The organism is Streptomyces sp. NPDC021080, assembly GCF_044333225.1.
Taxonomy (GTDB): domain Bacteria; phylum Actinomycetota; class Actinomycetes; order Streptomycetales; family Streptomycetaceae; genus Streptomyces.
Map to the genome: position 1 here is coordinate 1 of NZ_JBIRQM010000040.1, position 22,247 is coordinate 22,247.

Sequence of the window (22,247 nt, forward strand, 5' to 3'; positions counted from 1 at the left end):
CACTGTCCCGCCTCGCCGACCCCGACACCCTGCACCACACCCCCATCGGAGTGTTCCGCTCGGTCGACCGCCCCGTCTACGACACCCAGATGGCCGACCAGCTCGACACCGCGATCGAGCAGAACGGCAAGGGCGACCTCGCCACGCTCCTCGCAGGCGGCGACACCTGGACGGTCGTCGGCTGAACCTGCCCGCCGGCGGTTCTCAGGAGGCCCGGGGCCCGAGTCCCCGGGTCTCGTCGTACGCGCGGCGGGCCTTCTCGACGTCGGCCATGCGGTCGCTGGTCCACAGGGCCAGCGACCGCACCTGCTCGGCGGCCTCGCGGCCCAGGTCGGTCAGGGAGTAGTCGACGCGCGGCGGGATGACCGGCTTGGCGTCGCGGTGGACGAGCCCGTCCCGCTCCAGGGTCTGCAGGGTCTGGGTGAGCATCTTCTCGCTGACGCCCTTCCCGACCCTGCCGATCGCCCGGCGCAGCTCGCTGAAGCGGTACGACCGCTCCAGGAGCTCGATCAGGACGAGGACGCCCCAGCGGCTGGTGACGTGTTCCAGGACCAGACGGTAGGGGCACATCGCCTCGCCGGCGTCGTACCCGTCCGCTGCCTTCACGCTGCTTACGGCCATGCCGATACCTTACTCGAAGGTGGGTACCTTACTTCAAGGTGGGTACTTTCCAGAAGTTAGTGCAGCTCCTAGGGTGAGTGACATCCGCACCCCACAAGGAGATGTACGTCATGAGCATCGTCGTCACCGGAGCCACCGGACACCTCGGCCGTCACGTGGTCGAGCAGCTGCTGGAGAAGGTCCCCGCCGAGGAGATCACCGCCGTCGTGCGGGACGGGTCCAAGGCCGCCGACCTCGCGGCGCGCGGCGTACGGCTCGCGATCGCCGACTACAACACGCCCCGGACCTTCGACGGCCTGTTCGCGGCCGGCGACAAGGTGCTGCTGATCTCGGGCAACGAGTTCGACAAGGGCCGCGTGGAGCAGCACCGGGTCGTGATCGACGCCGCCAAGGCCGCCGGAGTCTCCCTGCTCGCCTACACCAGCGCCCCCGGCAGCCTGACGGCCGCGCTGGCCGACGACCACCGCGCCACCGAGGAGGTCCTGCTCGCCTCCGGACTGCCCTACACGCTGCTGCGCAACGGCTGGTACCACGAGAACTACACCGAGAACCTCGCCCCGGTGCTGGCGCACGACGCCGTCGTCCAGGCCGCGGGCGAGGGCCGGATCGCCTCCGCCTCGCGCGCCGACTACGCGGCCGCCGCGGTCGCGGTGCTGACCGGCGAGGGACACGAGAACAAGACGTACGAGCTGAGCGGCGACGAGGCGTGGGGCTTCGCCGAGTACGCCGCGGAGCTGAGCCGGCAGACCGGCAAGGAGATCGTCTACAACTCCGTCTCCCCCGAGACCTTCGCCTCCATCCTGACCGGCGCCGGACTGCCCGAGGCGTTCGCCGGGATCCTCGCGGGCGTCGACGTCTCCATCGAGAAGGGCGAGCTGGCCGCGACCACCGGCGACCTGTCCCGCCTGACGGGCCGCCCGACCACGCCGATCTCCGAGGCCGTCGCGACGGCACTGAAGGGCTGAGGCACCGGCGGCCCGGGGAACCCTCCTCCGCACCCCCGCCTGTCATGACCGTATGGCGATACGGGCATGACAGGCGGGGGTGTCCGGCGCTACCTTCTTTCATGCTGCACGGAAGTTCCCCGACCGCACGGGGGGCTACGGGGCGCGGGGCGCGACTGGCGTCCGAGAGACCGTGGGAGAAGGAGACGCCGGTGGCCGGGAAGTCGAGGGGCGAGCAGCGCATAGGTCTGCTGAACGGCTTCGCGGCGTACGGAATGTGGGGGCTCGTCCCCCTCTTCTGGCCGCTGCTGAAGCCCGCTGGAGCGGTCGAGATCCTCGCCCACCGGATGGTGTGGTCACTGGCGGTCGTCGGTGTCCTGCTGCTGGTGACACGGCGCTGGGCCTGGGCGGGCGAACTGCTGCGGCAGCCGCGCAAGCTGGGACTGATCACGGTCGCGGCGGCGGTCATCACGGTCAACTGGGGCGTCTACATCTGGGCGGTCAACTCCGGGCACGTGGTCGAGGCCTCGCTGGGCTACTTCATCAACCCCCTGGTCACCATCGCGATGGGCGTCCTGCTGCTCAAGGAGCGGCTGCGGCCGGTGCAGTGGACCGCCGTGGGCGTGGGCGCCGCGGCCGTCCTCGTCCTGACGATCGGCTACGGCCGCCCGCCGTGGATCTCCCTCTGCCTCGCCTTCTCCTTCGCCACGTACGGCCTGGTGAAGAAGAAGGTCAACCTCGGCGGCCTCGAGTCGCTCGCCGCCGAGAGCACGATCCAGTTCCTGCCGGCACTGGCGTATCTGCTGTGGCTGGGCTCACGGGGCGACGCGACGTTCACCGCGCAGGGGCCGGGGCACGCCGCGCTGCTCGCGGCGACCGGCGTGGTCACGGCGATCCCGCTGATCTTCTTCGGCGCCGCCGCGATCCGTGTGCCGCTGTCCACCCTGGGCCTGCTCCAGTACATGGCCCCCGTGTTCCAGTTCCTCCTCGGCATCTTCTACTTCCACGAGGCCATGCCGGCCGAGCGGTGGGCCGGATTCGCGCTGGTGTGGCTCGCGCTGTCGCTCCTGACGTTCGACGCGCTGCGTGCGGCGCGGCGGGGTGCGCTGGCCCTGAGGGAAGCGACGCGCGCGGCCGTGTCCGCTCCGGCGGCCGCGCCCGCGTCCGACGCGGCGGCCCCGGGAGTCCCCGCCGAGGCCGCGGGGGTCGCGGTCGTCGCCGCGGGTGCCGCGACCGAGGTCACGACCGAGCCCGCGGGAATCGCCGCCGACACCGTCGGGTCCGCCGGTCCGGCCGGGTCGCCCACCACCGTGTGACGAACGGGCGGCCGCGCCCGGGGCGGATCGGCGGGGCCTGCCGGCCGTACGGGTCGAAGGCCGGTCCCGGCGCGTGACCTTGCCCGTCCGGCCGGAGAACACTATGAGTGGCTCCATGACGCCGACTCCCGTGCCCGCGCCCGCACCCGTCCACTGGAAGCTCGTCATCGACTCCGCCGATCCGCACGCGCAGGCCGACTTCTGGTCCGCCGCGCTCGGTTACACGGTCGAGGACAACAGCGCCTTCGTCGAGCGGCTGCTGCGTCTCGGCGCCCTGCCGGCCGAGGCCACCGTCGACTTCCACGGCCGCCTCGCCTTCCGGGACCTGATCGCCGTACGGCATCCCGAGGACCCGTACGACGAGGAACGCGGCACCGGCCTCGGGCGGCGGCTGCTCTTCCAGCGGGTCCCCGAGCCCAAGACGGCCAAGAACCGGCTCCACCTCGATCTGCACCCCGGCGAGGGGCGCCGCGCCGAGGAGGTCGGGCGTCTGACGTCGCTCGGGGCGAGCATGCTGCGCGAGGTGAAGGAACCCGCGGGCGCGTGGGCCGTGATGACGGACCCCGAGGGGAACGAGTTCTGCGTCCACTGACACCGCGGAACGCTACGAACGCCACGGAACGCCGAGGACGCGGCTCGGCCGTGCGGGCCGTCCGGGCCGGACGGCCCGCACCTCACTCACCGTGGGCGCGCGGCGTCCGGTTGTACGGGTCGTCCCCGGCGAGGCGGGCGCGTTCGGCGAGGCGGACCATGCGGGTACGGGCCGATTCGAGCTGTTCGAGGTCGTCGGCCGCGGGGCCCTCGTCAGCCGTGAGCTCGGTCCACAGTCCGATCAGATCGCGCCCGAGGTGCAGCCCCTGGAGGGGGTCGCGGACGGCGCGCCACGCGGCGGCCGCGCTCTGGACGTTGCCGTAGGCGGCTCCGTTGTCCCGGTGGCGCCGGCGGACCCTCGCGAGCTCCAGCGACAGGTGGAACGACCTGAGCGCGTCACCGGCCAGGTAGGCGATGTACGCGGTCAGCTCGCGCAGCTTCAGCACCTCGGGGTGTTCGTGGCCCAGCGACTGCGCCGCCTCCGCGACGGCGCGCTCCGCCATCCCCGCGGCGGCCTCGATACGGCCCATCTTCACGGCCTCGTTGATCCGGGCGACCGGCTCCGCGAGGAACGCCGCCGCGGCGTCCCGTTCCGAGGCCGGCTCCTGGGGAGTCGGCGCGAGCACCGCCTCGGCGACGGCGTCGAAGCCGCGTGCGGGAGTGGGCTTCGGGTCGGGTTCCGGCTCCGGTCCCAGCAGCGACAGGGCCTCCATCGCGGGAGCGGGCTTCCGCTCCGGAGCGGCCGCCTTCGCCTCGGGGACGGGCATCGGCTCCGGAGCCGGGCCGAACTCCCCGGTCGGGGCGGGCACCGATCCGGCCGCCGACTCCGGCACCGCCCGCAGGACACGCGTCGACGCGGACCCGGGCAACGGCTTCGGCTCCGGTACCGCCCGCAGCACGAAGGTGGACGGTGTGGGAGTGCCGGGCGTGGCGGGCTCGGCCGCGGGCGCCGGTTCCGGGCCCGCGGCAGGGGCGACGGCACCGTGCGGGCCGGCCACCGCGCCGGTGCCCCCGCGGGAGTCCGCCGCGCCACCCGGCTCGACCGCCGCCGCGGGGGCGGGCACGGAAGCCGGGGGCGCGGGTTCGGATGCCGGGGGTGCGGACGGCGCGGGCTGCGGCTGCGGCACGAACTCGGCCGTCACCGCCGGCTCCGGCCTGCGCACCGGCGCGGGCTGCGGCACGAACCCTGACGGCTCAGGCCGGTGCACCGGCACCGACTGCGGCTCCGGACGCACCGACGGCTCCGACACGGGCTGCGGCACGAACTCGGCCGTCACCGCCGGCTCCGGCCTGCGCACCGGCGCGGGCTGCGGCTCCGGAGCGAACTCCGGGCGAGCCGGAGGCACGGGCGCGGGCGGGGCCGTGGGCGGGTACTCGGGTGCGGGTGCGGACGCCGCCTCGGGCCTGGCCGGGGCCGCCGGAACCACCGGGGCCGACGGGGTCCCGCTCTCCGGGAACGGTCGCGCGGTCGGTTCCGGTACCGCACGCAGGACGTACGTCGCCTTGTCCCGGCGCGGAGCGGCCGGTGTCTCCGGAGCCTGTGCCGGTGCCTCGGCGGATGCCGGGACCGGCGGAAGCGGCGGAGCCGGCATCTCCGGAAGCCGTTGCGCCGGCGGCTGCGGCGCCCTCTGGGCCGACGGCTGCGGAACGTCCCCGGCCGAATACCGCGGGCGCTCGTGGACCGGGTGCTGCGGACGCCGCTCCGGAGCCGGGTGCTGCGGGCGGTGCTCCTCGGCTCCGAAGCGCGGGTGCTCCTGACCGGGCGACTGCGGACGCCGCTCCGGAGCCGGGTGCTGCGGGCGGTGTTCCTCGGTCCCGAAGCGCGGGCGTTCCTGGGCCCGGGGCTCGGTGAAGTCGCGGGCCGGGGGCCGGACGGGGTTCCCGGGTGCGGAGTGGCGGTGCTCCTGGGCCGGAAGGTGCGGGCGTCTCTCGGGGCGCGGCTCGTGCGGCTGCGCGGGCGGGGCCACGCGTACCGGCTCCGCCGTGTAGCGGCTGGAACCGTCGACGTGCACCTGGAGCGGTACGACGTAGCCGATGCGTTCGTCGTGGATGCTGGCGAGAACCGGGTGGCCGGTGGCGAGCGCGAGGCGGTGGAGATAGTTCAGGATCGCGCCCTGGACCGTCTCCCCGGGCGCGGCCACGACCGGCATCCCGCCGACCGTGGCACAGCCCTGGGCCCCTGCGGCGCCCGGCGCCGCGGCCCCCGGCGCCGTGTCCGCGGACGCCGGCACGTGCACCTCGATCGGCGTCGTCCCGGCGGCCGGCTGCCCTGCGGCACCGGCCGCCGAGCGCTGCCGCTTGAGTTCCCGCTTCTGTTCGCGGCTGAGTCGAGACATCGGTTCCCTCACGAAGGGGTGGTCGAGGACGGGGTCGGGGACATGATCGAGGCCGGGATCGACGTCGAGGGCGAGGCCGCGGGCGCGGACGAGGCCGACGCGGAAGGCGGGTCCGCCGCCTCCACCGTCGTCACCTCGGCGACGCGCCACGGACGGCCGCCACCCGCCCGGATGAGCTTGAGGTAGACGTTCGCGCGCGGGCCCGTGCCCTTCCAGCCGTCGCGGCCGTGAGCCGTACCGTCCACGTAGAAGGCACGGTAGGCCAGGACGGCCGTGTCGGCGGGGCCGTCGGCGTCGTCGTCCACGGTCACGTCCACCGTGGTCCAGGCCCGGTGGCCGGCCCAGGTGTTCCACTCGGCGCCCGCCCCGCTCGCGGGGTGGTACGACCGCTCGGCCGCGGCCTTGGCCGGGGTGAACCAGCGGGCGGAACGCAGCACGGCGTCGTGGGGACCGTAGTCGTACTTCGTGTCATAGCCGTACGCCACCTCCACCCACGCCTCCGATACCGCCGTCGCGTCCGTCCCGTCGACACCCGACGGGCTCGGCACGTGTGCGTCCGCGCCCAGCTTCCTTCCCGGCGGGAGGGACGCCTTCGGTGCCACGGACGGCACCCCGGAGGGCGACGAACCCGGCACGCCCACGTCATCACGATGATCCCGCAGGCCACAGCCCGTCAACGCCAGGATCCCGGTCACGGACACGATCGCCAGTGCGGCGAACGTCTTCCCGCGGCTCCCGGCACGGGCCGCCGTGCGCGGGCCCGGACCGGCGGCGTCCGTGCGCGTCCCGGCGCGCGTCCGCGCGCCCGCGCCCGTACGTGCCGCCGTGGCCACGCCCGCACCCTTACCCGTACCCGTCCGTGTCGTCCTCATCCTCGCCTCCCTCCTCACTTCAGTCCCAGCCAGGGTGCCGGATCCACGTACTTGCCGTTCTGCATGACCTCGAAGTGCGCGTGCGGCCCCGTCGAGAAGCCGGTGGAGCCCACCTCGCCGACCCGCTGGCCGACCCGCACATGGTCGCCGACACTCACGAAGGGACGGCTTCTCATGTGGTTGTAAGTCGTGGAGATCTGGTCGCCGTTGATGGTCCCGTGCGAGATGACCACGCGGTTTCCGTATCCGTTGGACCAGCCCGCGAAGGTGACGACGCCGTCCCGGGCCGCCTTGAACGGCGTGCCCTCCGCCGCGGCGAAGTCGATGCCGGTGTGCAACTTGTAGACGTGCAGGATCGGATGCATGCGCATACCGAACGGTGAGGTCACGCGCGGGTTGCCGGAGAGCGGCATCGCCAGCTCCCGCCCGGCGGGGATCGAGCCCGGCGGATCGTCCACCGACTCGTACTTGGATATCAGGGACTTGATGCGGGTGACGTAGTTCCGGGTCTCGGTGTACGGCGGCATGCCGTGGTACCGGTGGATCGCGCCGGGTCCCGCGTTGTACGCCGCGAGCGCCAGGTCGAGCGTCTCGCCGCTCGCCTCGCCGCGGTTCTTGTATCCCTCGACCGTCTTGGCGAGCGCGCAGTCGTAGCGGCCCTGGGCCATGATCGCGTCACCGGGGTCGTACGGCGAGGCCCGGCCGTTGCCGTCGTCGTCCTTGCCCCAGTTGGGCCAGGTCCCCGGCATGAACTGCGACAGCCCCTCGGCACCCACAGGAGAACGGGCGTTGGGGTTCCAGCCCGACTCCGCCTCGATCTGCGCGGCGATGACCGCCGGCTTGATGACGTCGCACATGGCACCCGCCTTGAGCACCCAGGGAACGTAACTCTGGGGCACGGAACCGTTCTTCAGCCCCCCGCCCCCGCTCGACCCCGGATCCTCCTCGCTCGACGCCCCGCTCACCGCGACCATCATGACCACCGGCATGATCACGGCGGCCAGGCAGCCGCCGACCACCCAGGTCATGGTGGATCCGCCCCCGTTGGACACCGGCCCCCCTCAGCCTCATGTTCCGGTCGTGTACATGCAGTCGAGTCTCTCGGTTCCCACCCGATTCCCGCGTCACCACGGCGTCACAGGCTCGTCCCAGGAACTCACGCCCCGTTACCCAAGTCGCCCGGGCGCCGGGAGGATCGGGGCACCGACGAGGGGAGAGAGCACCCATGCAGGGGATCGAGGGGGTGGCGATGCGGGCGAACGAGGAAGCGGCCGTGCGCGGGAGCGACGGCGCCGTGCCGCACGGGGGCGCGCCACGCGGGCCCGGGATATGGATACGCGGGGCGGTCGGGGAAGCGGACCGGGAGCCGCAGCCGTACGAGGAGGAGCACCGGCTCATCGCACGGGCACGGGAGTTCTCCTGGATCGCCACGCACGGCGGGGCCGGCTCCTCCACGCTCGCCACCGTCTTCGGCGGCCACGACGCGGGCCGTGACTGGCCGCGGCCGGACCGGGGCGAGCCCGCCTCCGTCCTGCTCGTCGGGCGTACGCACGCGGCGGGACTGGACGCCGTGTCGCACACGCTCGACATCTTCCGCCGGGGCGACGCGCCGCCGGGACTGGACCTCGACGCCATCGTGCTGGTCGCGGACGCGCCCGGCCGGCTGCCGCGTCAACTCACCCAGCGCATCAAGGTGATCAACTCGGTCATCGACGTCTACCGGGTGCCGTGGATGCCCGCGTGGCGCACCGGCGACCTGGCCGGACCACTGCCGCGCGAGGCGGACCCGCTGGCCCGGCTGACGGGAAGGACCGCGCCATGACCGCCCTGCACGCCCTCGCCGCCACCTCGCTGGCCGTGGACTCGAAGGTCACCGATCAGCTCGACTACGTCCTCGGCATCATCGCCTGGCTCGTCACCGCCGCCGGTGTGGCGGGCCTGATGATCGTGGGCTCCCGGATGGCCCTGTCCGTCAGGACCGGTGAGTTCGAGGAGCACTTGAGCCAGTTCCTGATGGTGCTCGGCGCCTGTGTCATCGGCGCCACGGCGGGACCGATCGTCGGTTTCGTGCTCTGACCCACCGGTCGGCCGACGCCCGGCCCCGGCCGACGCGCGACCGTCACCCGGCGGTCCCGGCCGGCGCCCGCGCGTTTCGTGAACCACCCGAGGCACCATCGCACCTGATGGTGCCTCAGCTCTTTCCCGGGTCTCCCACCTCGTCTTTCATGACGGTCTCTTCCCGTCTGTCACGGACACGTCACCGACAGGTGCTGGATTCCCACATCGCTTGGCCCCGGCCCACAGGAGTCGCCAAGCTCACTGTGCACCGGGAACGCGGGGCGCCCCACGGATCTTCGTCGCCCCCACGTACCGCTCACAGCAGGCGCGTACCGCTCGTACCGAGCAAGTGCCGCTCAGACCCGGCGAGTTCCGCCCACGTCCAGGACGTGTGCGCGGGCGGCCGGCCATATCGGGGAGAAAGCATGTTCAAGGCGATAGCAGCCCAGGCCCACCGTGCCGTCTACCTGGCGGACGGGAAGATCCCCGACCCCAACCGTGACGCGCCGGGTGCGCTGACCGGCAAGGTCGACACCGTCCTCGGCATCCTCGCCTGGGCCGGCACCGCGGCCGGCGTCGCGGGTGTGCTCATCACCGGCGCCATGATGGCGATCTCGATGCGCCGCGGCGAGGGCTCGGAGCACATGGGCCGCCTCGGCATGGTGCTCGGCGGCTGTGTCCTGGTGGCCACCGCGGGCCCCGTCGTCACCTTCGTCTTCGCCTGACCGACGCCCCGTCAGAGCCTGAGCGAAGGGAGCGCAACCATGCTGAACTCCGGTCGGCCCCAAGGGGGCAGCGGGGAGTGGGAGCAGCCGTTCTGGCAGCAGCGAGGCTGGATCCTGTCGGCCGGCTTCCTGCTGGTGCTGCTCGTGCTCGCCGGTTTCACGATGCTCGGCGGAGGCAACGGGACCCCCGCGAACGCGTCGGGCGACGAGAAGCCCACCCCGTCCGCGGACGGGGACCGGGACCGCGGCGGCCGGCCGGACGCCCGCCCCGCTGGCTGCCGCACCGACGACAGCGACCAGGCCAAGCCCACCCGGGCCCCGAAGGACTTCACGTGGAAGGCCGACGGGACGGGCCTGGTGCCGGTCTCGAGGACGGCGGGCCCGCTCACGTTCGACGGACCGGTCTGGTCCTGCTTCGCCCACACGCCGATGGGCTCCGTCATGGCCGCCCACACCATCACCGACCATCTGAGCTTCCCGGGCTGGCGCAAGGTCGTCGACCGGCAGGTCGTCCCCGGCGCGGGCCGCGACGCACTCGTCGCGAGCCGTGCCGCGGCGGGCGACAGGCCGACCTCGGGCAAGGCGGACGGAGGCGGCTACGCCGGCTTCACCGTCCTGTCGTACGGCAAGGAGAAGTCGACCGTGATGTTCGTCGTGCGGGTCCCCGGCAAGGACGCCTACGGCACCGCGTCGGTGACGCTGCGCTGGCTGGACGGCGACTGGAAACTCGCGCCCGACGCCGACGGGACCGTCTATTCGGGCATGTCGCAGATCAGCGGCACCAAGGGCTTCGTCACCTGGGAGGTGTGAGATGTCGTGTTCCTGGCGGGTGTACGACTGCGTGATCGACGAGGTCGGGACGCAGCTCACCGACAGTGCCGTCGTGGCCTTCGCCAAGGCGATCGGCGACGCGACCGCGAACGTGCTCAAGGCGCTCAACGGCGTATGGATGCACGTCGACGTCGGCGACGCGTCCGGGCCCGTCGCCACGATCAACGGGGAGGTGAACTGGCTCGTCGGCTACGTGGCCGTGGCCTCGCTGCTGGTCGCGGCGATCCGCATGGCGCTGGATCGCAAGGGCCAGCCGATGAAGCAGGCCTTCATGGGGATGTGGAAGGTCATCCTCGTCGGCGCGGTCGCGGTGCCGGTGGTCCAGGCGCTCACCAAGGCCTCCGACGTCTACGCGCAGGAGGTGTACGACAAGGCGGATCTCGGCGACCAGGCGTCCTCGATGCTCGGTGTGCTGACCCTCGACCAGCCGGGCCTCATCCTCGTCTTCGGCCTGCTGGTGATGCTGTCGAGCTTCGTGCAGATCTGTCTGATGTACATCCGCATCGGCGTCCTGATCATGCTCGTCGGCACCCTGCCGCTGGCCGCGGCCTCCTCGATGACCGGGTGGGGCGAGGGCTGGTGGAAGAAGCACATCGGCTGGCTCGGGGCCTGGCTGCTGTACAAACCGGCGGCCGCGCTGATCATCTACTCGGCCACGTCGATGACGCAGGGCACCAAGGACCTCAACAAGACCATCGCCGGCCTCGGCATGCTGATCATGGCGGTGTTCGCCCTGCCGGCCCTGCTCAAGCTGATCGTCCCGGCGACGGCGGCGCTCGGCGGCACCTCGGGCGGCACGGTCACCCTGAACGCGGTCAGCAACGTCGCCACCGGCGCCGTCAGCATCGCCGCGGGCGGTGCCGGCGGGGGCGGCGGGGGCGCCGCCGGTCCGCAGGGCTCGCCGTCCGCGGGCGCCGGAGCTCCGGCGAGCGGTGGCGCGGGCGGTGCCGGTGCGGCGGGCGGCGGTGGCGCGGCGGCCGCGGGCGGTGCGGCGGCCGCGGGTGCGGCCACGGGCGGCGTGACCCTCGCCGTACAGGCCGCGGCGGTCGCCGTGCAGACCGGTGTCGCGGCGGCCGGTGAGGTGGCCAACTCCCTGAACGACAACGACGGGATGAAGGGCCACAACCAATAGACGGCCACCGGGCCACGGCCACGGAGCCGTGAGGCTCCGGGAGTTCCGGGGCGGCGCTCCGACCGCCCTCGCGGAGCCGGCCGGCCGCCCTCGCAGGACCGGGCGCCGCCGCAGGGCCGGCCGCCGCCGTCCCGGAACCCCACCCCAGTCACGTATCCAGCGCTTCGAGCCGGAAGAAGGAACCCCATGTCCACCGACGCCATGACGCGTCCCACGTACGGGAACTGGCGCAGGCCCCGCCGTCCCGGACTCGGTCCGCTGGGTCTGCTCGGCACCGTCGTCGCCTTCGGCGGACTGCTGGTGGCACTGCTGGCTTCGCTGGTCTCGCTGACCGCCGCGATCGTCGTCCTGGTGCCGGTCGGGCTGTTCCTCGCCCCGCTGGCGCTGCGCACGGTCGACGGTCGCAACGTCTACCAGGTCCTCGCGATCCGCGTCGGCTGGACGCGGCGCAGGTCGGCCGGCTCGCACACCTATCTCTCCGGGCCGCTGTCCAAGCGCCCCGGCGGCCGCTACCAGCCGCCCGGACTGCTCGCGCGCACCCGGATGCACGAGGGCCGCGACGCCTACAACCGCCCCTTCGGCGTGCTGCATCACCCGGGCCGCGGCCTGTACACGGTGGTGCTGGCCTGCGAACCGGACGGCGGCTCGCTGGTCGACCCCTCCCAGGTCGACATCTGGGTGGCCTCCTGGGGCGACTGGCTCGCGCGCCTCTCGCACGAGCCGGGCCTGCGCGGAGCCCAGGTCGTCGTCGAGACCGCCCCGGACACCGGGACCCGGCTCGCGGCCGAGGTGCTCCCCCGGATCTCGCCCGACGCGCCGGCCGCCGCGCGCGCCGTGATGGAGGAGGTCGTCGAGCGCTACCCGTCGGCGTCCTCCGAGATGCACACGTACATCGCCCTGACCTACGGCCCGACGGGCGGACCCAAGCGGAGCACCGACGACATCGTCACCGATCTGTCGATGCGGCTGCCCGGGCTGCTGTCCGGTCTGGTCGCCGCGGGCGGCGGCAGCGCCTACCCGCTGCCGGCCGACCGGCTCGCCGAGATCGTCCGGGTGGCGTACGACCCCGCCATCGCGCCCGATGTGCTCAGCGCCCGCGCCGAGCACGCCACGACCGGGGTGGAATGGGCCGACGCGGGCCCGGCCGCCGCCGTGGAGACCGTCACCTCGTACAAGCACGACTCGGGTGTCTCGCGCACCTGGATGCTGACGCTCGCACCCCGCGGCACGGTCCGTTCCAGCGTGCTGCGCGGGCTCCTCGAACCGGCTCCGGGCACCCGGCGCAAGCGGGTCTCCCTGATCTACCGTCCCATCGACCCGGCGACCTCGGCCCGCATCGTCGAGTCCGACCGGCGCACAGCGCACTTCATGGCGGGCTCGAAGCGCGGTCTCGTGCAGGCGAGGGCCAGTTCGGAGATGCAGGCCGCCGAGCAGACCGCGGCCGAGGAGGCGGCGGGCGCGGGACTCGTGGAGTTCTCGCTGATGGTGACGGTCACCGTGGACGACGAGGAGCAGCTGCAGGACGCGGGCATCACCGTGCGCAACCTCCAGGCCTCGTCCCGCATCCTGATGCGCCCCGCCGACCGTATGCAGGCCGCGGCCTTCACCTGCACGCTGCCGGTCGGTCTGCTCCCGTGGGAGCACACCCTCGTTCCGTACCAGATCAGGGAGGCACTGTGAGCAGGCAGCCGGCACCGGGGACCCGAACGGTCCCGGGAGGTCCCGCCACCGCGCCGCCGCGCGGCTGGTACGGCCCGGCGGGCGGCCAGGTGGGGCATGTCGACCCGCCCGCGCTGTGGCGCGCGACCACCGTGCAGGCGTGCGGGCTGTGGCCGTTCGCGGCCGGCTCCGGCGCGCCGATGACCGGTGTGCCGCTCGGGCAGCATCTGCACACCGGGGCGACGGTGTGCGGCGACCCCATCTCCTGGTTCACCCGGGCCCGTTACATCTCCAACCCGTCGCTGTTCATGCTCGGCATGCCGGGCCTCGGCAAGTCGACCCTGGTCAACCGCATGCTGATCGGGATGTCCGCGACGGGCATCACGCCCCTGGTCCTCGGCGACCTGAAGCCCGACTACGCCGACACCGTGCGGGCGCTGGGCGGCCAGGTGATCTCCATCGGGCGCGGGGTCGGCGGCATCAACGTGCTCGACCCGGGAGCGATGGGCGAGGCGGCGGCCCGGATCGGCGGCGAGCGCGGCCGGATCCTGGCCGCGGAGGCGCACGGCCGGGTACTCAACATGGTCGCGGCGCTGATCACCATCGTGCGCGGACGTCCGATGGACGACCACGAGCAGTCGGTGCTGTCCGCCTGTCTGCACCATCTCGCGGCGCGGACGAAGCCGGGGCGGGCGCCGCTCCTGCCGGATCTGCTGAAGGTGCTGGACGAGGGCCCCGACCGGGTCCGCGCGGTGACGCTGGACCGTGGGAACGAGGCCCGCTACCAGGAGGCCGTGGACCCGCTGCACCGCTCGCTCCTCGGCGTGCTCGACGGCCCGCTCGGCGACACCTTCGCCAGCGAGACGTCCACCCGGATCGATCCGGCGTCGCCCGCCGTCTGCGTGGACATCTCCCGGATCGGCGAGGCGGACACCCAGCTCACGGCCGCCGCGATGCTGGCCGCCTGGTCGGACGGGCTCGGCACGGTCGCCGCCGCGCACGCCCTCGCGGACGCCGGACTCGCCCCGCAGCGCTGGTTCTTCACCGTCCTCGACGAACTGTGGCGCCCGCTGCGGGCCGCCTCGGGCATCGTGGAACGGATCGACGCGCTGACCCGGCTGAACCGCTCGCTCGGCCTCGGCGACGCGAAGATCACCCACACGCTGAAGGACGCCGAGGCCCTCGGCAGCGAGTCCGACCGCGCCAAGGCGCGGGGCTTCGTGGAGCGTGCGGGCATGGTCGTCTGCGCCGGGCTTCCGCGCTCGGAGATGCGGGAACTCGGCGAGATCGTCGGCATGTCCGAGCGCGAGATCGAGCTCGTGTCCTCGTGGTCGTCCCCGCCCGGCTGGGCCAGCACCGGCGGCAACGAGGAACCGCCCGGACGCGGCCGCTTCCTGATCAAGGTGGGCGGGCGCCCCGGCATCCCGATCAAGGTGTCCATCACGGACACGGAGCGGGCCCTGCACAACACGAACACCCGCTGGTCGGAGGCGGGAAAACCGTCCCTGTACAAGGCGGCCGGCCCGAATTCCAGCCCGTCCGGGACTTGAGGACGCCGGGGGCAGTTCCAGCCCGTCCGGCGTTCGAGGACCCGCGCGGAGTGCGACAGGGGGGGCCGGGGGCACCGCCCCGGGATGGGACGGGCAGGGGCGGCGGGGGCGAGAGACATCCAACGGGGGGAGCAGAGATGAGCAGCACACGCAGGACGGGACCCGGAGCCGGGGAGGACCTCCTCCCCTGGATCGTGCCGGGCGCCGCGTTCCTCATCGGCACGATGTTCCTCGGCGCCTGGCTGGGCGGCACCCTGGGCGCGGCGGTGAGCGGCGCCGGCTGGCACCCGCCGCCGTTCGCGCTGTCCACCCTCTCGACGCTGGTGAAGGAGGGTCCCGGCCCGCTGTGGCCGACGGCCTCGCCGACCGCGCTCGCCGCGGGCATGGCCACGGTCTTCGGCGCCGTCGTGGCGGCGATCACCGTCCTGATCGCGCTCGTACGACGCCGGCCGACCGTGCCCACCGGACTCGCGGGCCGCAAGGAGCTGGCCCATCTGCTGCCCAAGGGCGCCGCGCGGCGAGCCCGTGAACTCCGGCCGGGGCTGGCCAAACTGGGGAAGGTCACCGCGGACGACACCGGGAACCTGCTCGGCAACCTCGAACCCCGCGGCCCGGAACTGCGTTCCAGCTACGAGGACGTCGAACTCGACCTGATGGCACCCCGCGCGGGCAAGTCCACCGGCATCGCGGTCCCGCGCGTCCTGCGGGCCCGCGGCAGCGTGCTGCTGACGTCGAACAAGGCCGACGTGTACAGCGTGACGCGGGCGGAACGCGAACGGGTCGGCCGGGTCTGGACGTTCGACCCCCAGGGCATCGCCCACACCCCGCGCGGCCTGTGGTGGGACATGCTCGCGGAGGCGGCCACGATCGAGGGCGCCCGCCGGCTGGCCGGGCACTTCGTCGGCGCGGTCAACGACGACGCCTCCCGCCGCGACTTCTGGATCTCGGCCGCCCAGAACACCCTCACCGCCCTGTTCCACGCGGCCCGGCGCGGCGGGCGGCCGATCGGCGAGGTCCTCGCCTGGCTGGCCGACCCGGCCGACCGCACCCCCGTCGACCTGCTGCGCGACGCCGGGATGACGGCGCTCGCGGACCAGCTGCAGGGGACCGTGCAGGGCGCGGTGGAGACCCGGGACGGCATCTACGAGACCAGCCGCCAGTGCGTGGCCTGTCTGCTCGACCCGGCGATCGCCGCGTGGGTGACCCCGGACCCCGCACTGCCCCAGTTCTTCCCCGACCGGCACGTCCTGTCCCACGACACGCTCTATCTGCTGTCCAAGGACGGCGGCGGCTCGGCGGCCGGTGTCGTCGCCGCCGCCGCGGATTCCGTGCTGCGCGCGGGAGTCGTCGCCGCGGAACGCATGGGCGGACGCCTCGAGCCGCCGATGACCGCGGTCCTCGACGAGGCGGCGAACGTCTGCCGGATCTCCGATCTCCCCGACCTGTACTCGCACTTCGGCTCACGCGGCATCAACATCGTCACCCTGCTGCAGAGTTACCGGCAGGGCTCGCGGGTCTGGGGCGAGGCGGGCATGGACGCCCTCTGGTCGGCCGCGACCGTCAAACTGCTCGGCGCGGGACTGGACGACGCCGACTTCGTGGAGAAGATCTCCCGGCTGGTCGGCGAGCACGACGTGTCGACGGTCAGCTGGTCCAAGGGCAGGGACGGGCGGTCCCGGTCGACCTCGTACCGCCTGGAGCGCATCCTGCCCGCCGACCGTATCCGCGCCCTCCCCAAGGGCACCGCCCTGCTCCTGGCCACCGGCATCAGGCCCGCCCTGGTCCGGCTGCGCCCCTGGTACGCCGAGCCGGGTGCCGACCGCATCGCGACGGCGGCCCAGGCGGAGGTGAAGGCCATCACCGCGCGCGCGACCGAGAGGATCACGACCCGATGACAGCCGTCGCCACAACGGTCCCGAGCGGCCAAGGCCCGACGAGACCCGCCGCCACAGCAAACCCGAGCAGCCAAAGCCCGACGAGACCCGTCACCGCAGCCGGCCGAGGCGATCGGCCCCCGACGAAGTCCGCCGCCGAAAGGAAGTGTTCTCGATGACGACCGCCGCCACCGGGCAAGAACCGGCCGACGCCCCGCCGTTCATCCTCTTCCTCGACGGCCCCGAGTACGCCGAGGAGATGAGCCGACTGGCCGTCTGGGTCGGTGATCTGCTCCTTCCCGTCTACGGCCGCGAGGTCACCTCGCAGCAGCCCTGGTGCCCCCGCTGGTGGGAACACCCGGAGGCGGTCGCCAGGCTGCACGGGCTGTGGCTGGCCTGGCAGGAGTACACCGACCCGGCGGCGGGCGCCTCCGGACCCGCCGTCTGGCACCGGGACCACCTCGGCGCCGTACTGTCCGAACTGCGCTCCCCCAGCGGCCCGTTCGCGGGCTGCAAGAGCGGCAGCCACCGTCCGAAGACGCCACCCGCGGCCGAGTCGTACGAGGACGCGGCCGCCGCGTCCCGGCAGCAGTCCGACCCGGATCCGTACGAGACCAGTCTCTGGTGAAGGAGGAATACTCCGCCCATGAACGACACCCCCGCACCCGGCGCGTCCGGCGCCGGCTCCGCCCCCTCGCTGCGCGCCTACCTCGGCCTCTACGCGGCCGGATTCGTGGAACGCGAGCAGATGATCGCGACCGTCGCCGCCTGGCCCTTCGTGGCCGAGGAGGGCCAGGACGAGGGCCACCCGGAACCGACCCACCAGGACAACACCCTCTCCGTGCTCGCCGCGGCACGACTGCTCGGGCAGGTGACCCGCGAGGACGTGGCGGAGATCCAGCGCAGGATCGACAGCCGGCCGGACGGCCCGGCGGACGGGGCCGAGCGGCGGACATGACCACGGGCCAGAGGCCGGAAGCGGGGCTCAGGCCCGAATACCGCGCGCTGTACCGGGAGTTGCAGACCCGGATGTCACCGGGCGGCGATCTCGCGCCGAGCGACAAGGACACCTTCGGACAGTTCCGGCGCGGCGCGCTGTGGACCCCGGACCGCGAACGCATGCACTCCGCGATCCTGGAGGAGTTCACGGCGCGCTGCGCGGGCCTGCCGCGCGACGGCCACGCCGCCCTGCTCACCGCCGGGGCCCCCGGCGCCGGGAAGGGAGGCGCGCTGCGCGGGCTCGGCGAGTGGCAGGGGCGCGACGACGAACTGGGGCAGGCTCTGAAGCGGGCGCACGGCATCGACGTACACGACTACGTGGTCCTGGACCCGGACGCGTTCAAGGTCGCGATCTTCGAGCACGGCGGTTCGCCCCACCTTCCGCCGCACGCACACGCGTTGTCCGACGGGCGACCGGTCGCGCCCTCCGAGACGGCCTCGCTCACGCACCGCGAGTCGGCTTTCCTGCAGGACGTCTTCGAGCAGTGGGCGCGCGCCGAGGGCTACAACCTCCTCTACGACGCGACGCTGCGCGACCAGCGCTGGAACGAGAAGCTCCTCGGCGATCTGCGCGCCGACGGCTACGACCGGCGCGTCCTGCTCTCGGTCGAGGTCCCCGTCGAACAGTGCCTCGCCCAGAACGCCGCACGCTGGCAGCACGGCCGCGCCGAATTCGACGCGGGCCGTGACCGGTACGGCGGACGCATGGCCCCCGAGGTCATGATCGAGGGCCTGTACGCGCGGAGCACCTCGGGGCGCGGGTTCTCCGTCGGCCGCGAGAACGCGGAGAAGCTGGTCGAGAACGGCCTGGCCACCGCGCTGATCACCTCGGAGCGGGGCACGTTCGCCGCCGGCCGGGTCCCGGGGACGGTCCCGGCGTCCGGGCTCGGCACCTCGCCCGCCCACCGGCAGGGGGACGCCACGATCCGGGTCGCCACCGCGGCACGCCTGCGGTCCGGCACCGGGAGCACCGCCCCGGCCGCCGGCCGGACGCCGGGCGCACCCGGTGCCGCGTCTCCGGCCACCGCGGCGGTGGCGCGCCCTGCGCCCCGGCCCCCTCGAACGCCATGAGTGCCGTGAGTTCCGTGAACGCCTCGAGCGCCTCGAGCGCCTCGAGCGTCATCAGCCCGGTGCGCGTCGGGAGCGCCGTGAGTGCCGGGCTCGGCGGTGCCGGGAGCGCCCGGGGCGCTGTCGGGCGGCTACGCGCCCGGGTGCGGGCCGGTCCGGCCGACGCTCTCCAGGATGCGGCGCTTGCGGGCGATGTTCTCGAGGAGCGCGGCCCGCTCGAAGCGGTGCGGGGTCCTGTCGTACACCTCGCGTCCGCGCTCCGAGATGAAGAGCTCCTCGGGGACGCGATCGAGGCCCTGCGGAAGGAACTTGAGGACTTCCTCGACCGCCGCGAGCGCGAACGCGGAGCCCTCGCGCTGCTCGTGCCGCTCGGCGGGCGGCGTGTGCAGCAGCCGCAGCCCCGTGTCCGTGGCGACCTGGTCGCTGACCCACAGGAACTCCCCCGGATCGATGATCCGCGAGGGCTCGGATCCGCCGAACGCCGGTGGCGCGGGCGGGAGTTCGTCGGTGAGCCGGAACGCGAAGGAGCGGGCACGGCCGCACTGGGGGCAGACGCCCTCGTACACCGCGACCAGGACACCGTCACGCTCGTCGAGACGGTGCTCGCGCTCGAAGCCCTCCGCCCCGCACGCGCACGCGTGCAGGTCCATGTACAGGTGTGCTTCCTGCGTCGAACGGGCGATCAGCATGCCGAGATCTTACGTGCCACGAGGCCGTTCAAGGGGGAAAGTGCCAGTGGACCAGGAACCGCTCGACCGCGGCGACGCCGGCCGGTCCGACCGGGCGGACGCCCGCCGCGACGCTCGGGGGAACGCTTCGGGGGACGCCTCGGAGGGCGTCCGAGGGGATGCCCCGGGGGGCGTCCGGGGAGACGTCCGGGGGAACAACCAAGCCGGTTCGCAGGGGAGTTCGCGGGGGGATCTCCGGCCCGATGTGCGGAGGGACGCCCGCTCGGACACGTCCGCCGCGGGCACGGCCCCGCACGCGGAACCGGTAGTCATCACCGCGACCGACGTCGCGGGCAGCCGCTTCGTCTCGGGCACCGGCGCCGCGCCCGATCCCGGACGGCAGGCGGCCGTCGTCGCGCAGGCGGAGAGCACCCTGCCGATGGTCGTGCAGAGCCTGTACGCACAGCGGCTGACCTCGGTCGAGCTGCGGTCCGGCGCCGCGGGCGACCGCTTCTTCGCGCTCACCGACGACCGGGGCAGGAACCTCACCCTGCGGCTGGACGCCGTACCGCTCCCCTCCGGCACGGTCGCGCGGACCCACGTCAACACCACCTCGGACCAGCACGTCGTCCAGTTCTCCGACCGGATGGACCCGCGCCAGGTGGGCCGGGCGCTGAGCCACGAGGTCGGCGAACTGCTCGCCGTGCGCGACCGGGCGACCCGTGCCGCCGCCGGCGATCCCGAGGTCGCGGGCATCGCGCCGAACCGGGACGACCTGCTGGCCCGCGGCGGGCTCGGAGACACGGAGCGGCGCCTGAGCCTCACCGAGGAGGACCTCGGCCGGGTCGGCGAACTGAACTACCTGGCCGCCCGCATGAACGACGCCACCCTCGACGCGAGTCAACGTACCGAGTCCCGGGGTGAGTTGTCGGCGCTCATCGACCACGTCGGGCTGCGGCCGCTGGCCCCGGCCGGCTCCGACCGTCATGCGCCGGAGCTCCAGGCCGCCGACATCCGCCGCGACATCATCGACCCGCACCTGACCCCGGCGGCGGCCGGCGCACTGCGCGAACTCGCCGTACCCATGGAGCAGTTGAGCGCCGCCGATGCCACCGAGCTGTACGAGTTCCGGTCGCGGGCCGAGCACGCCCGGCCCCTCGGAGCGTCCGTCGACACCCCTCCCCTGCCGGGGCTCCGGCCCGACGGTTCCCCTCTCCCCCGCGAGGAGCTCGCCGCGGCGGCGGCCCAGGCGGCCGACCGGCGCACCCGGGCCGGGGCCGCCACCCTGGACCAGCTGCGCTCGGAGATCGCCGCGACCGGCGAGTGGCCCACCCGCCAGGTCGTCGTCGGCGGTGGCGCCAGCCTCGTCGGACGCGACCCGGAGGCCCTGCTCGTCGACGCCCGCGGCCGCTGGCACCTCGACCCGGGCCAGGGCATCGTCCAGTCCCCCGACCAGACGAGGGACATGCGGGCCAGCGGGCTCGGCGACGCCCACCAGTTCGCCGAGCCGACCGCGCGGGTGCCGCGCGACGCGGTACGCCTGTGGGAGGACCAGCTCGCCGTGCGCGGACCGGTCGTCGACGGGACCGCGGCCCTGGTCCCGGGGCAGGACGGTCACCTCTACACACACATCCGGCCCGCCGACGGCTCCCCGGAGCTCTACGTGAAGGTCGAGGGCACGCCGACCGTGGCCACCGGGCTGCCGCCGGAGATGGTGCCGGGCGTCGACCGCCGGGACGCGGTGGATCTCCCCGAGGCCCTCGACGCCGTACGCGGACAGCTGCCCTCCGGATCACCGGCGCACGCCCGGCTGGCCGGGGAGGTCGGCGCGGAGCGGGCGCTCCAGGTGCTGCGGGAGGAAGGAGTGCTGGACGGGCTGCGTTCGGGCGGCGGGGCGCGGGCCGCGCTCCAGACGCTCGACGCGACCGCCCGGTGGGAACAGGCGCGGGCCGCCGCGCCCGGACGCGTCTTCATCGGGGACGAGATCGCCGAGGGCCGGTTCGACGCGCGGGCCGCGGGTGCGGAGGGTGCCCCGAAGACGTGGCTCGTCGCGGGCGCCGGTGGCACGGGGGTGGCCAACGCCGAGATCATCCTGGAGGCCGATCCCGAGGCGCGGGTCACCATCTACGGGCCGAACCTGCCTCCGGCGCTGGAGAACCAGGTGCAGTTCACGGCGCTGCGGGAGCGGTTCGTCAGCGAGTACGGCGGGGACGGGCGTCTCACCGTCGACATCCACCCCGACAACCGGGTCGGTGCCGTGCAGATGTCTCTCGGACCCGACGGAAAACCGCGGTTCCGGGAGGGCCGTGTGGAGGCGGAGGCGTATGTGGCGAGCCTCGGGCGGACCGCGCCGATGCCGGAGGCCCTCCGGGGGCTGAGCGAGCGGACCCGGGCCGGGGGCGGGCAGGTGCGGGGGGACCTGATGTTCGACCGGGACCGGCAGTACCTCGGCTACGGCGTCACCTTCGAGGCCGGGGGGAGGCAGCACCGTGTCGAGGTGACCGGTGCGGCCTCGCAGTTGCTGCCCCGGGATGTGTTCCCCCGTGACACCCAGGCCGCGCTGACCGCCATGGCCGTCCGCCAGGTGCCCTCGCAGAGCGGCAACGCGGCTCCGGGGTTCGCTCCCGTGGCCCAGCAGGCGGCGCGGCTCGCGGAGGCGCGGGCGCAGGGGACGGTGGAGCGGCACGCGTCGGTTCCGGAGAGCTGGGGCAGGCCGGCCGTGGCGGGAGCGACGCCGCCTTCCACCGGGCCGGCCAACCCCGGGCCGGCCAACCCCGTGGCGAACGCGGCCCGCCTCCAGTCCGGCCGTGGCTCCGCGTCCCCGGGCGGGGGCGTGCCCGGCGCCGGTACTCCGGGGCCGGTTCCCCGGGTGCAGCGTCCGCCGCGGCCCGGGCGGTGAGACCGGTGGGTGGGTCGGGGCCGTGCCGGTACATCCGCCCGTCGCCGTTGGACGAGAGGTGACCGTCGGTGGCGACGGGCATGTGATGTACCGGCACGGCCCCT

Annotated in this window: 20 protein-coding genes and 1 pseudogene; 16 read left to right on the forward strand and 5 right to left on the reverse strand. The window is 73.7% G+C overall.

Translation table 11 applies throughout. The features are described 5' to 3' along the window. Window positions 1–185, forward strand: a pseudogene (locus tag ACH4S8_RS44250) (2-oxoacid:ferredoxin oxidoreductase subunit beta); the annotation flags it as partial. Window positions 186–204: 19 nt separating this feature from the next. On the opposite strand, the gene ACH4S8_RS44255 reads toward ACH4S8_RS44250, so the two are convergent. Further along, window positions 205–621, reverse strand: a complete 417-nt coding sequence (locus ACH4S8_RS44255) for a winged helix-turn-helix transcriptional regulator (protein ID WP_398404876.1) — start codon at window positions 619–621, stop codon at window positions 205–207. A 110-nt stretch (window positions 622–731) separates the two neighbouring features. Here ACH4S8_RS44255 and ACH4S8_RS44260 point away from each other — a divergent pair, with 110 nt between their 5' ends. The 3 genes from ACH4S8_RS44260 (at window position 732) to ACH4S8_RS44270 (ending at window position 3,473) form a co-directional block, all read left to right on the forward strand. Beyond that, window positions 732–1,586: an SDR family oxidoreductase gene (locus ACH4S8_RS44260; protein WP_398404878.1), complete on the forward strand. Its 855-nt coding sequence runs from the start codon at window positions 732–734 to the stop codon at window positions 1,584–1,586. Between the two features lie 191 nt (window positions 1,587–1,777). Next, a complete protein-coding gene (rarD, locus tag ACH4S8_RS44265; RefSeq protein WP_398404880.1) occupies window positions 1,778–2,881 on the forward strand; it encodes an EamA family transporter RarD in 1,104 nt (367 codons plus the stop codon). Window positions 2,882–2,996: 115 nt separating this feature from the next. Then, the gene (locus ACH4S8_RS44270; protein ID WP_398404882.1) at window positions 2,997–3,473 is read left to right on the forward strand and encodes a VOC family protein; all 477 of its coding nucleotides are present in this window, start codon (window positions 2,997–2,999) and stop codon (window positions 3,471–3,473) included. 82 nt (window positions 3,474–3,555) lie between these two features. On the opposite strand, the gene ACH4S8_RS44275 is transcribed toward ACH4S8_RS44270, so the two are convergent. Genes ACH4S8_RS44275 through ACH4S8_RS44285 form a run of 3 tightly spaced genes read right to left on the reverse strand, consistent with a single transcriptional unit; the run spans window position 3,556 to window position 7,708 of the window. Beyond that, the gene (locus ACH4S8_RS44275) at window positions 3,556–5,808 is read right to left on the reverse strand and encodes a hypothetical protein (RefSeq protein ID WP_398404884.1); all 2,253 of its coding nucleotides are present in this window, start codon (window positions 5,806–5,808) and stop codon (window positions 3,556–3,558) included. Window positions 5,809–5,816: 8 nt separating this feature from the next. After that, entirely contained in the window at window positions 5,817–6,680 is an 864-nt protein-coding gene (locus ACH4S8_RS44280) for a hypothetical protein (RefSeq protein WP_398404886.1), read from the reverse strand. Window positions 6,681–6,694: 14 nt separating this feature from the next. Next, window positions 6,695–7,708, reverse strand: a complete 1,014-nt coding sequence (locus ACH4S8_RS44285) for a peptidoglycan DD-metalloendopeptidase family protein (protein ID WP_398404888.1) — start codon at window positions 7,706–7,708, stop codon at window positions 6,695–6,697. Between the two features lie 221 nt (window positions 7,709–7,929). Here ACH4S8_RS44285 and ACH4S8_RS44290 point away from each other — a divergent pair, with 221 nt between their 5' ends. The 11 genes from ACH4S8_RS44290 (at window position 7,930) to ACH4S8_RS44340 (ending at window position 18,579) form a co-directional block, all read left to right on the forward strand. Continuing rightward, a complete protein-coding gene (locus ACH4S8_RS44290) occupies window positions 7,930–8,502 on the forward strand; it encodes a hypothetical protein (protein WP_398404914.1) in 573 nt (190 codons plus the stop codon). Beyond that, a complete protein-coding gene (locus ACH4S8_RS44295; protein ID WP_398404890.1) occupies window positions 8,499–8,756 on the forward strand; it encodes a hypothetical protein in 258 nt (85 codons plus the stop codon). The genes ACH4S8_RS44290 and ACH4S8_RS44295 overlap by 4 nt, the downstream gene beginning before the upstream one ends. Before the next feature lie 407 nt (window positions 8,757–9,163). Continuing rightward, window positions 9,164–9,463: a hypothetical protein gene (locus ACH4S8_RS44300; protein ID WP_398404892.1), complete on the forward strand. Its 300-nt coding sequence runs from the start codon at window positions 9,164–9,166 to the stop codon at window positions 9,461–9,463. A 39-nt stretch (window positions 9,464–9,502) separates the two neighbouring features. Then, window positions 9,503–10,273 carry a hypothetical protein gene (locus ACH4S8_RS44305; protein WP_398404894.1) on the forward strand — a complete coding sequence of 257 codons (771 nt, stop codon included), beginning with the start codon at window positions 9,503–9,505 and terminating at the stop codon, window positions 10,271–10,273. A 1-nt stretch (window position 10,274) separates the two neighbouring features. Continuing rightward, complete coding sequence (locus ACH4S8_RS44310; protein ID WP_398404896.1) at window positions 10,275–11,426, forward strand: hypothetical protein; 1,152 nt, start codon at window positions 10,275–10,277, stop codon at window positions 11,424–11,426. Between the two features lie 186 nt (window positions 11,427–11,612). Beyond that, window positions 11,613–13,106 carry an SCO6880 family protein gene (locus ACH4S8_RS44315; RefSeq protein WP_398404898.1) on the forward strand — a complete coding sequence of 498 codons (1,494 nt, stop codon included), beginning with the start codon at window positions 11,613–11,615 and terminating at the stop codon, window positions 13,104–13,106. Next, window positions 13,103–14,635, forward strand: coding sequence for an ATP/GTP-binding protein (locus ACH4S8_RS44320; RefSeq protein WP_398404900.1), 1,533 nt, complete (start codon window positions 13,103–13,105; stop codon window positions 14,633–14,635). The genes ACH4S8_RS44315 and ACH4S8_RS44320 overlap by 4 nt, the downstream gene beginning before the upstream one ends. Before the next feature lie 137 nt (window positions 14,636–14,772). After that, the gene (locus tag ACH4S8_RS44325) at window positions 14,773–16,530 is read left to right on the forward strand and encodes a type IV secretory system conjugative DNA transfer family protein (RefSeq protein WP_398404902.1); all 1,758 of its coding nucleotides are present in this window, start codon (window positions 14,773–14,775) and stop codon (window positions 16,528–16,530) included. 154 nt (window positions 16,531–16,684) lie between these two features. Beyond that, window positions 16,685–17,137 (forward strand): DUF4913 domain-containing protein, encoded by a 453-nt coding sequence (locus tag ACH4S8_RS44330; protein WP_398404904.1) that lies wholly within the window; start codon window positions 16,685–16,687, stop codon window positions 17,135–17,137. Between the two features lie 18 nt (window positions 17,138–17,155). Further along, window positions 17,156–17,467, forward strand: a complete 312-nt coding sequence (locus ACH4S8_RS44335) for a hypothetical protein (protein ID WP_398404906.1) — start codon at window positions 17,156–17,158, stop codon at window positions 17,465–17,467. Further along, window positions 17,464–18,579 (forward strand): zeta toxin family protein, encoded by a 1,116-nt coding sequence (locus ACH4S8_RS44340; RefSeq protein ID WP_398404908.1) that lies wholly within the window; start codon window positions 17,464–17,466, stop codon window positions 18,577–18,579. Before ACH4S8_RS44335 ends, ACH4S8_RS44340 begins: the two co-directional genes overlap by 4 nt. Before the next feature lie 128 nt (window positions 18,580–18,707). Here ACH4S8_RS44340 and ACH4S8_RS44345 read toward each other — a convergent pair whose 3' ends face one another. Next, window positions 18,708–19,265, reverse strand: coding sequence for a hypothetical protein (locus tag ACH4S8_RS44345; protein WP_398404910.1), 558 nt, complete (start codon window positions 19,263–19,265; stop codon window positions 18,708–18,710). Between the two features lie 244 nt (window positions 19,266–19,509). Here ACH4S8_RS44345 and ACH4S8_RS44350 point away from each other — a divergent pair, with 244 nt between their 5' ends. Continuing rightward, on the forward strand, window positions 19,510–22,143 hold the full coding sequence (locus tag ACH4S8_RS44350) for a hypothetical protein (protein WP_398404912.1): 2,634 nt from the start codon (window positions 19,510–19,512) through the stop codon (window positions 22,141–22,143). Window positions 22,144–22,247: the final 104 nt, after the last annotated feature.

What these genes read in the sequence shown, in the direction of transcription:
- ACH4S8_RS44300 (WP_398404892.1), top strand. Translation starts at nt 9,164, where the DNA reads ATGTTCAAGGCGATAGCAGCCCAGGCCCACCGTGCCGTCTACCTGGCG.
- ACH4S8_RS44305 (WP_398404894.1), top strand. Translation starts at nt 9,503, where the DNA reads ATGCTGAACTCCGGTCGGCCCCAAGGGGGCAGCGGGGAGTGGGAGCAG.
- ACH4S8_RS44340 (WP_398404908.1), top strand. Translation starts at nt 17,464, where the DNA reads ATGACCACGGGCCAGAGGCCGGAAGCGGGGCTCAGGCCCGAATACCGC.
- ACH4S8_RS44310 (WP_398404896.1), top strand. Translation starts at nt 10,275, where the DNA reads ATGTCGTGTTCCTGGCGGGTGTACGACTGCGTGATCGACGAGGTCGGG.
- ACH4S8_RS44270 (WP_398404882.1), top strand. Translation starts at nt 2,997, where the DNA reads ATGACGCCGACTCCCGTGCCCGCGCCCGCACCCGTCCACTGGAAGCTC.
- ACH4S8_RS44345 (WP_398404910.1), bottom strand. Translation starts at nt 19,265, where the DNA reads ATGCTGATCGCCCGTTCGACGCAGGAAGCACACCTGTACATGGACCTG.
- ACH4S8_RS44330 (WP_398404904.1), top strand. Translation starts at nt 16,685, where the DNA reads ATGACGACCGCCGCCACCGGGCAAGAACCGGCCGACGCCCCGCCGTTC.
- ACH4S8_RS44335 (WP_398404906.1), top strand. Translation starts at nt 17,156, where the DNA reads ATGAACGACACCCCCGCACCCGGCGCGTCCGGCGCCGGCTCCGCCCCC.
- ACH4S8_RS44325 (WP_398404902.1), top strand. Translation starts at nt 14,773, where the DNA reads ATGAGCAGCACACGCAGGACGGGACCCGGAGCCGGGGAGGACCTCCTC.
- ACH4S8_RS44295 (WP_398404890.1), top strand. Translation starts at nt 8,499, where the DNA reads ATGACCGCCCTGCACGCCCTCGCCGCCACCTCGCTGGCCGTGGACTCG.
- ACH4S8_RS44285 (WP_398404888.1), bottom strand. Translation starts at nt 7,708, where the DNA reads ATGACCTGGGTGGTCGGCGGCTGCCTGGCCGCCGTGATCATGCCGGTG.
- ACH4S8_RS44275 (WP_398404884.1), bottom strand. Translation starts at nt 5,808, where the DNA reads ATGTCTCGACTCAGCCGCGAACAGAAGCGGGAACTCAAGCGGCAGCGC.
- ACH4S8_RS44280 (WP_398404886.1), bottom strand. Translation starts at nt 6,680, where the DNA reads ATGAGGACGACACGGACGGGTACGGGTAAGGGTGCGGGCGTGGCCACG.
- ACH4S8_RS44290 (WP_398404914.1), top strand. Translation starts at nt 7,930, where the DNA reads ATGCGGGCGAACGAGGAAGCGGCCGTGCGCGGGAGCGACGGCGCCGTG.
- ACH4S8_RS44260 (WP_398404878.1), top strand. Translation starts at nt 732, where the DNA reads ATGAGCATCGTCGTCACCGGAGCCACCGGACACCTCGGCCGTCACGTG.
- ACH4S8_RS44255 (WP_398404876.1), bottom strand. Translation starts at nt 621, where the DNA reads ATGGCCGTAAGCAGCGTGAAGGCAGCGGACGGGTACGACGCCGGCGAG.
- ACH4S8_RS44315 (WP_398404898.1), top strand. Translation starts at nt 11,613, where the DNA reads ATGTCCACCGACGCCATGACGCGTCCCACGTACGGGAACTGGCGCAGG.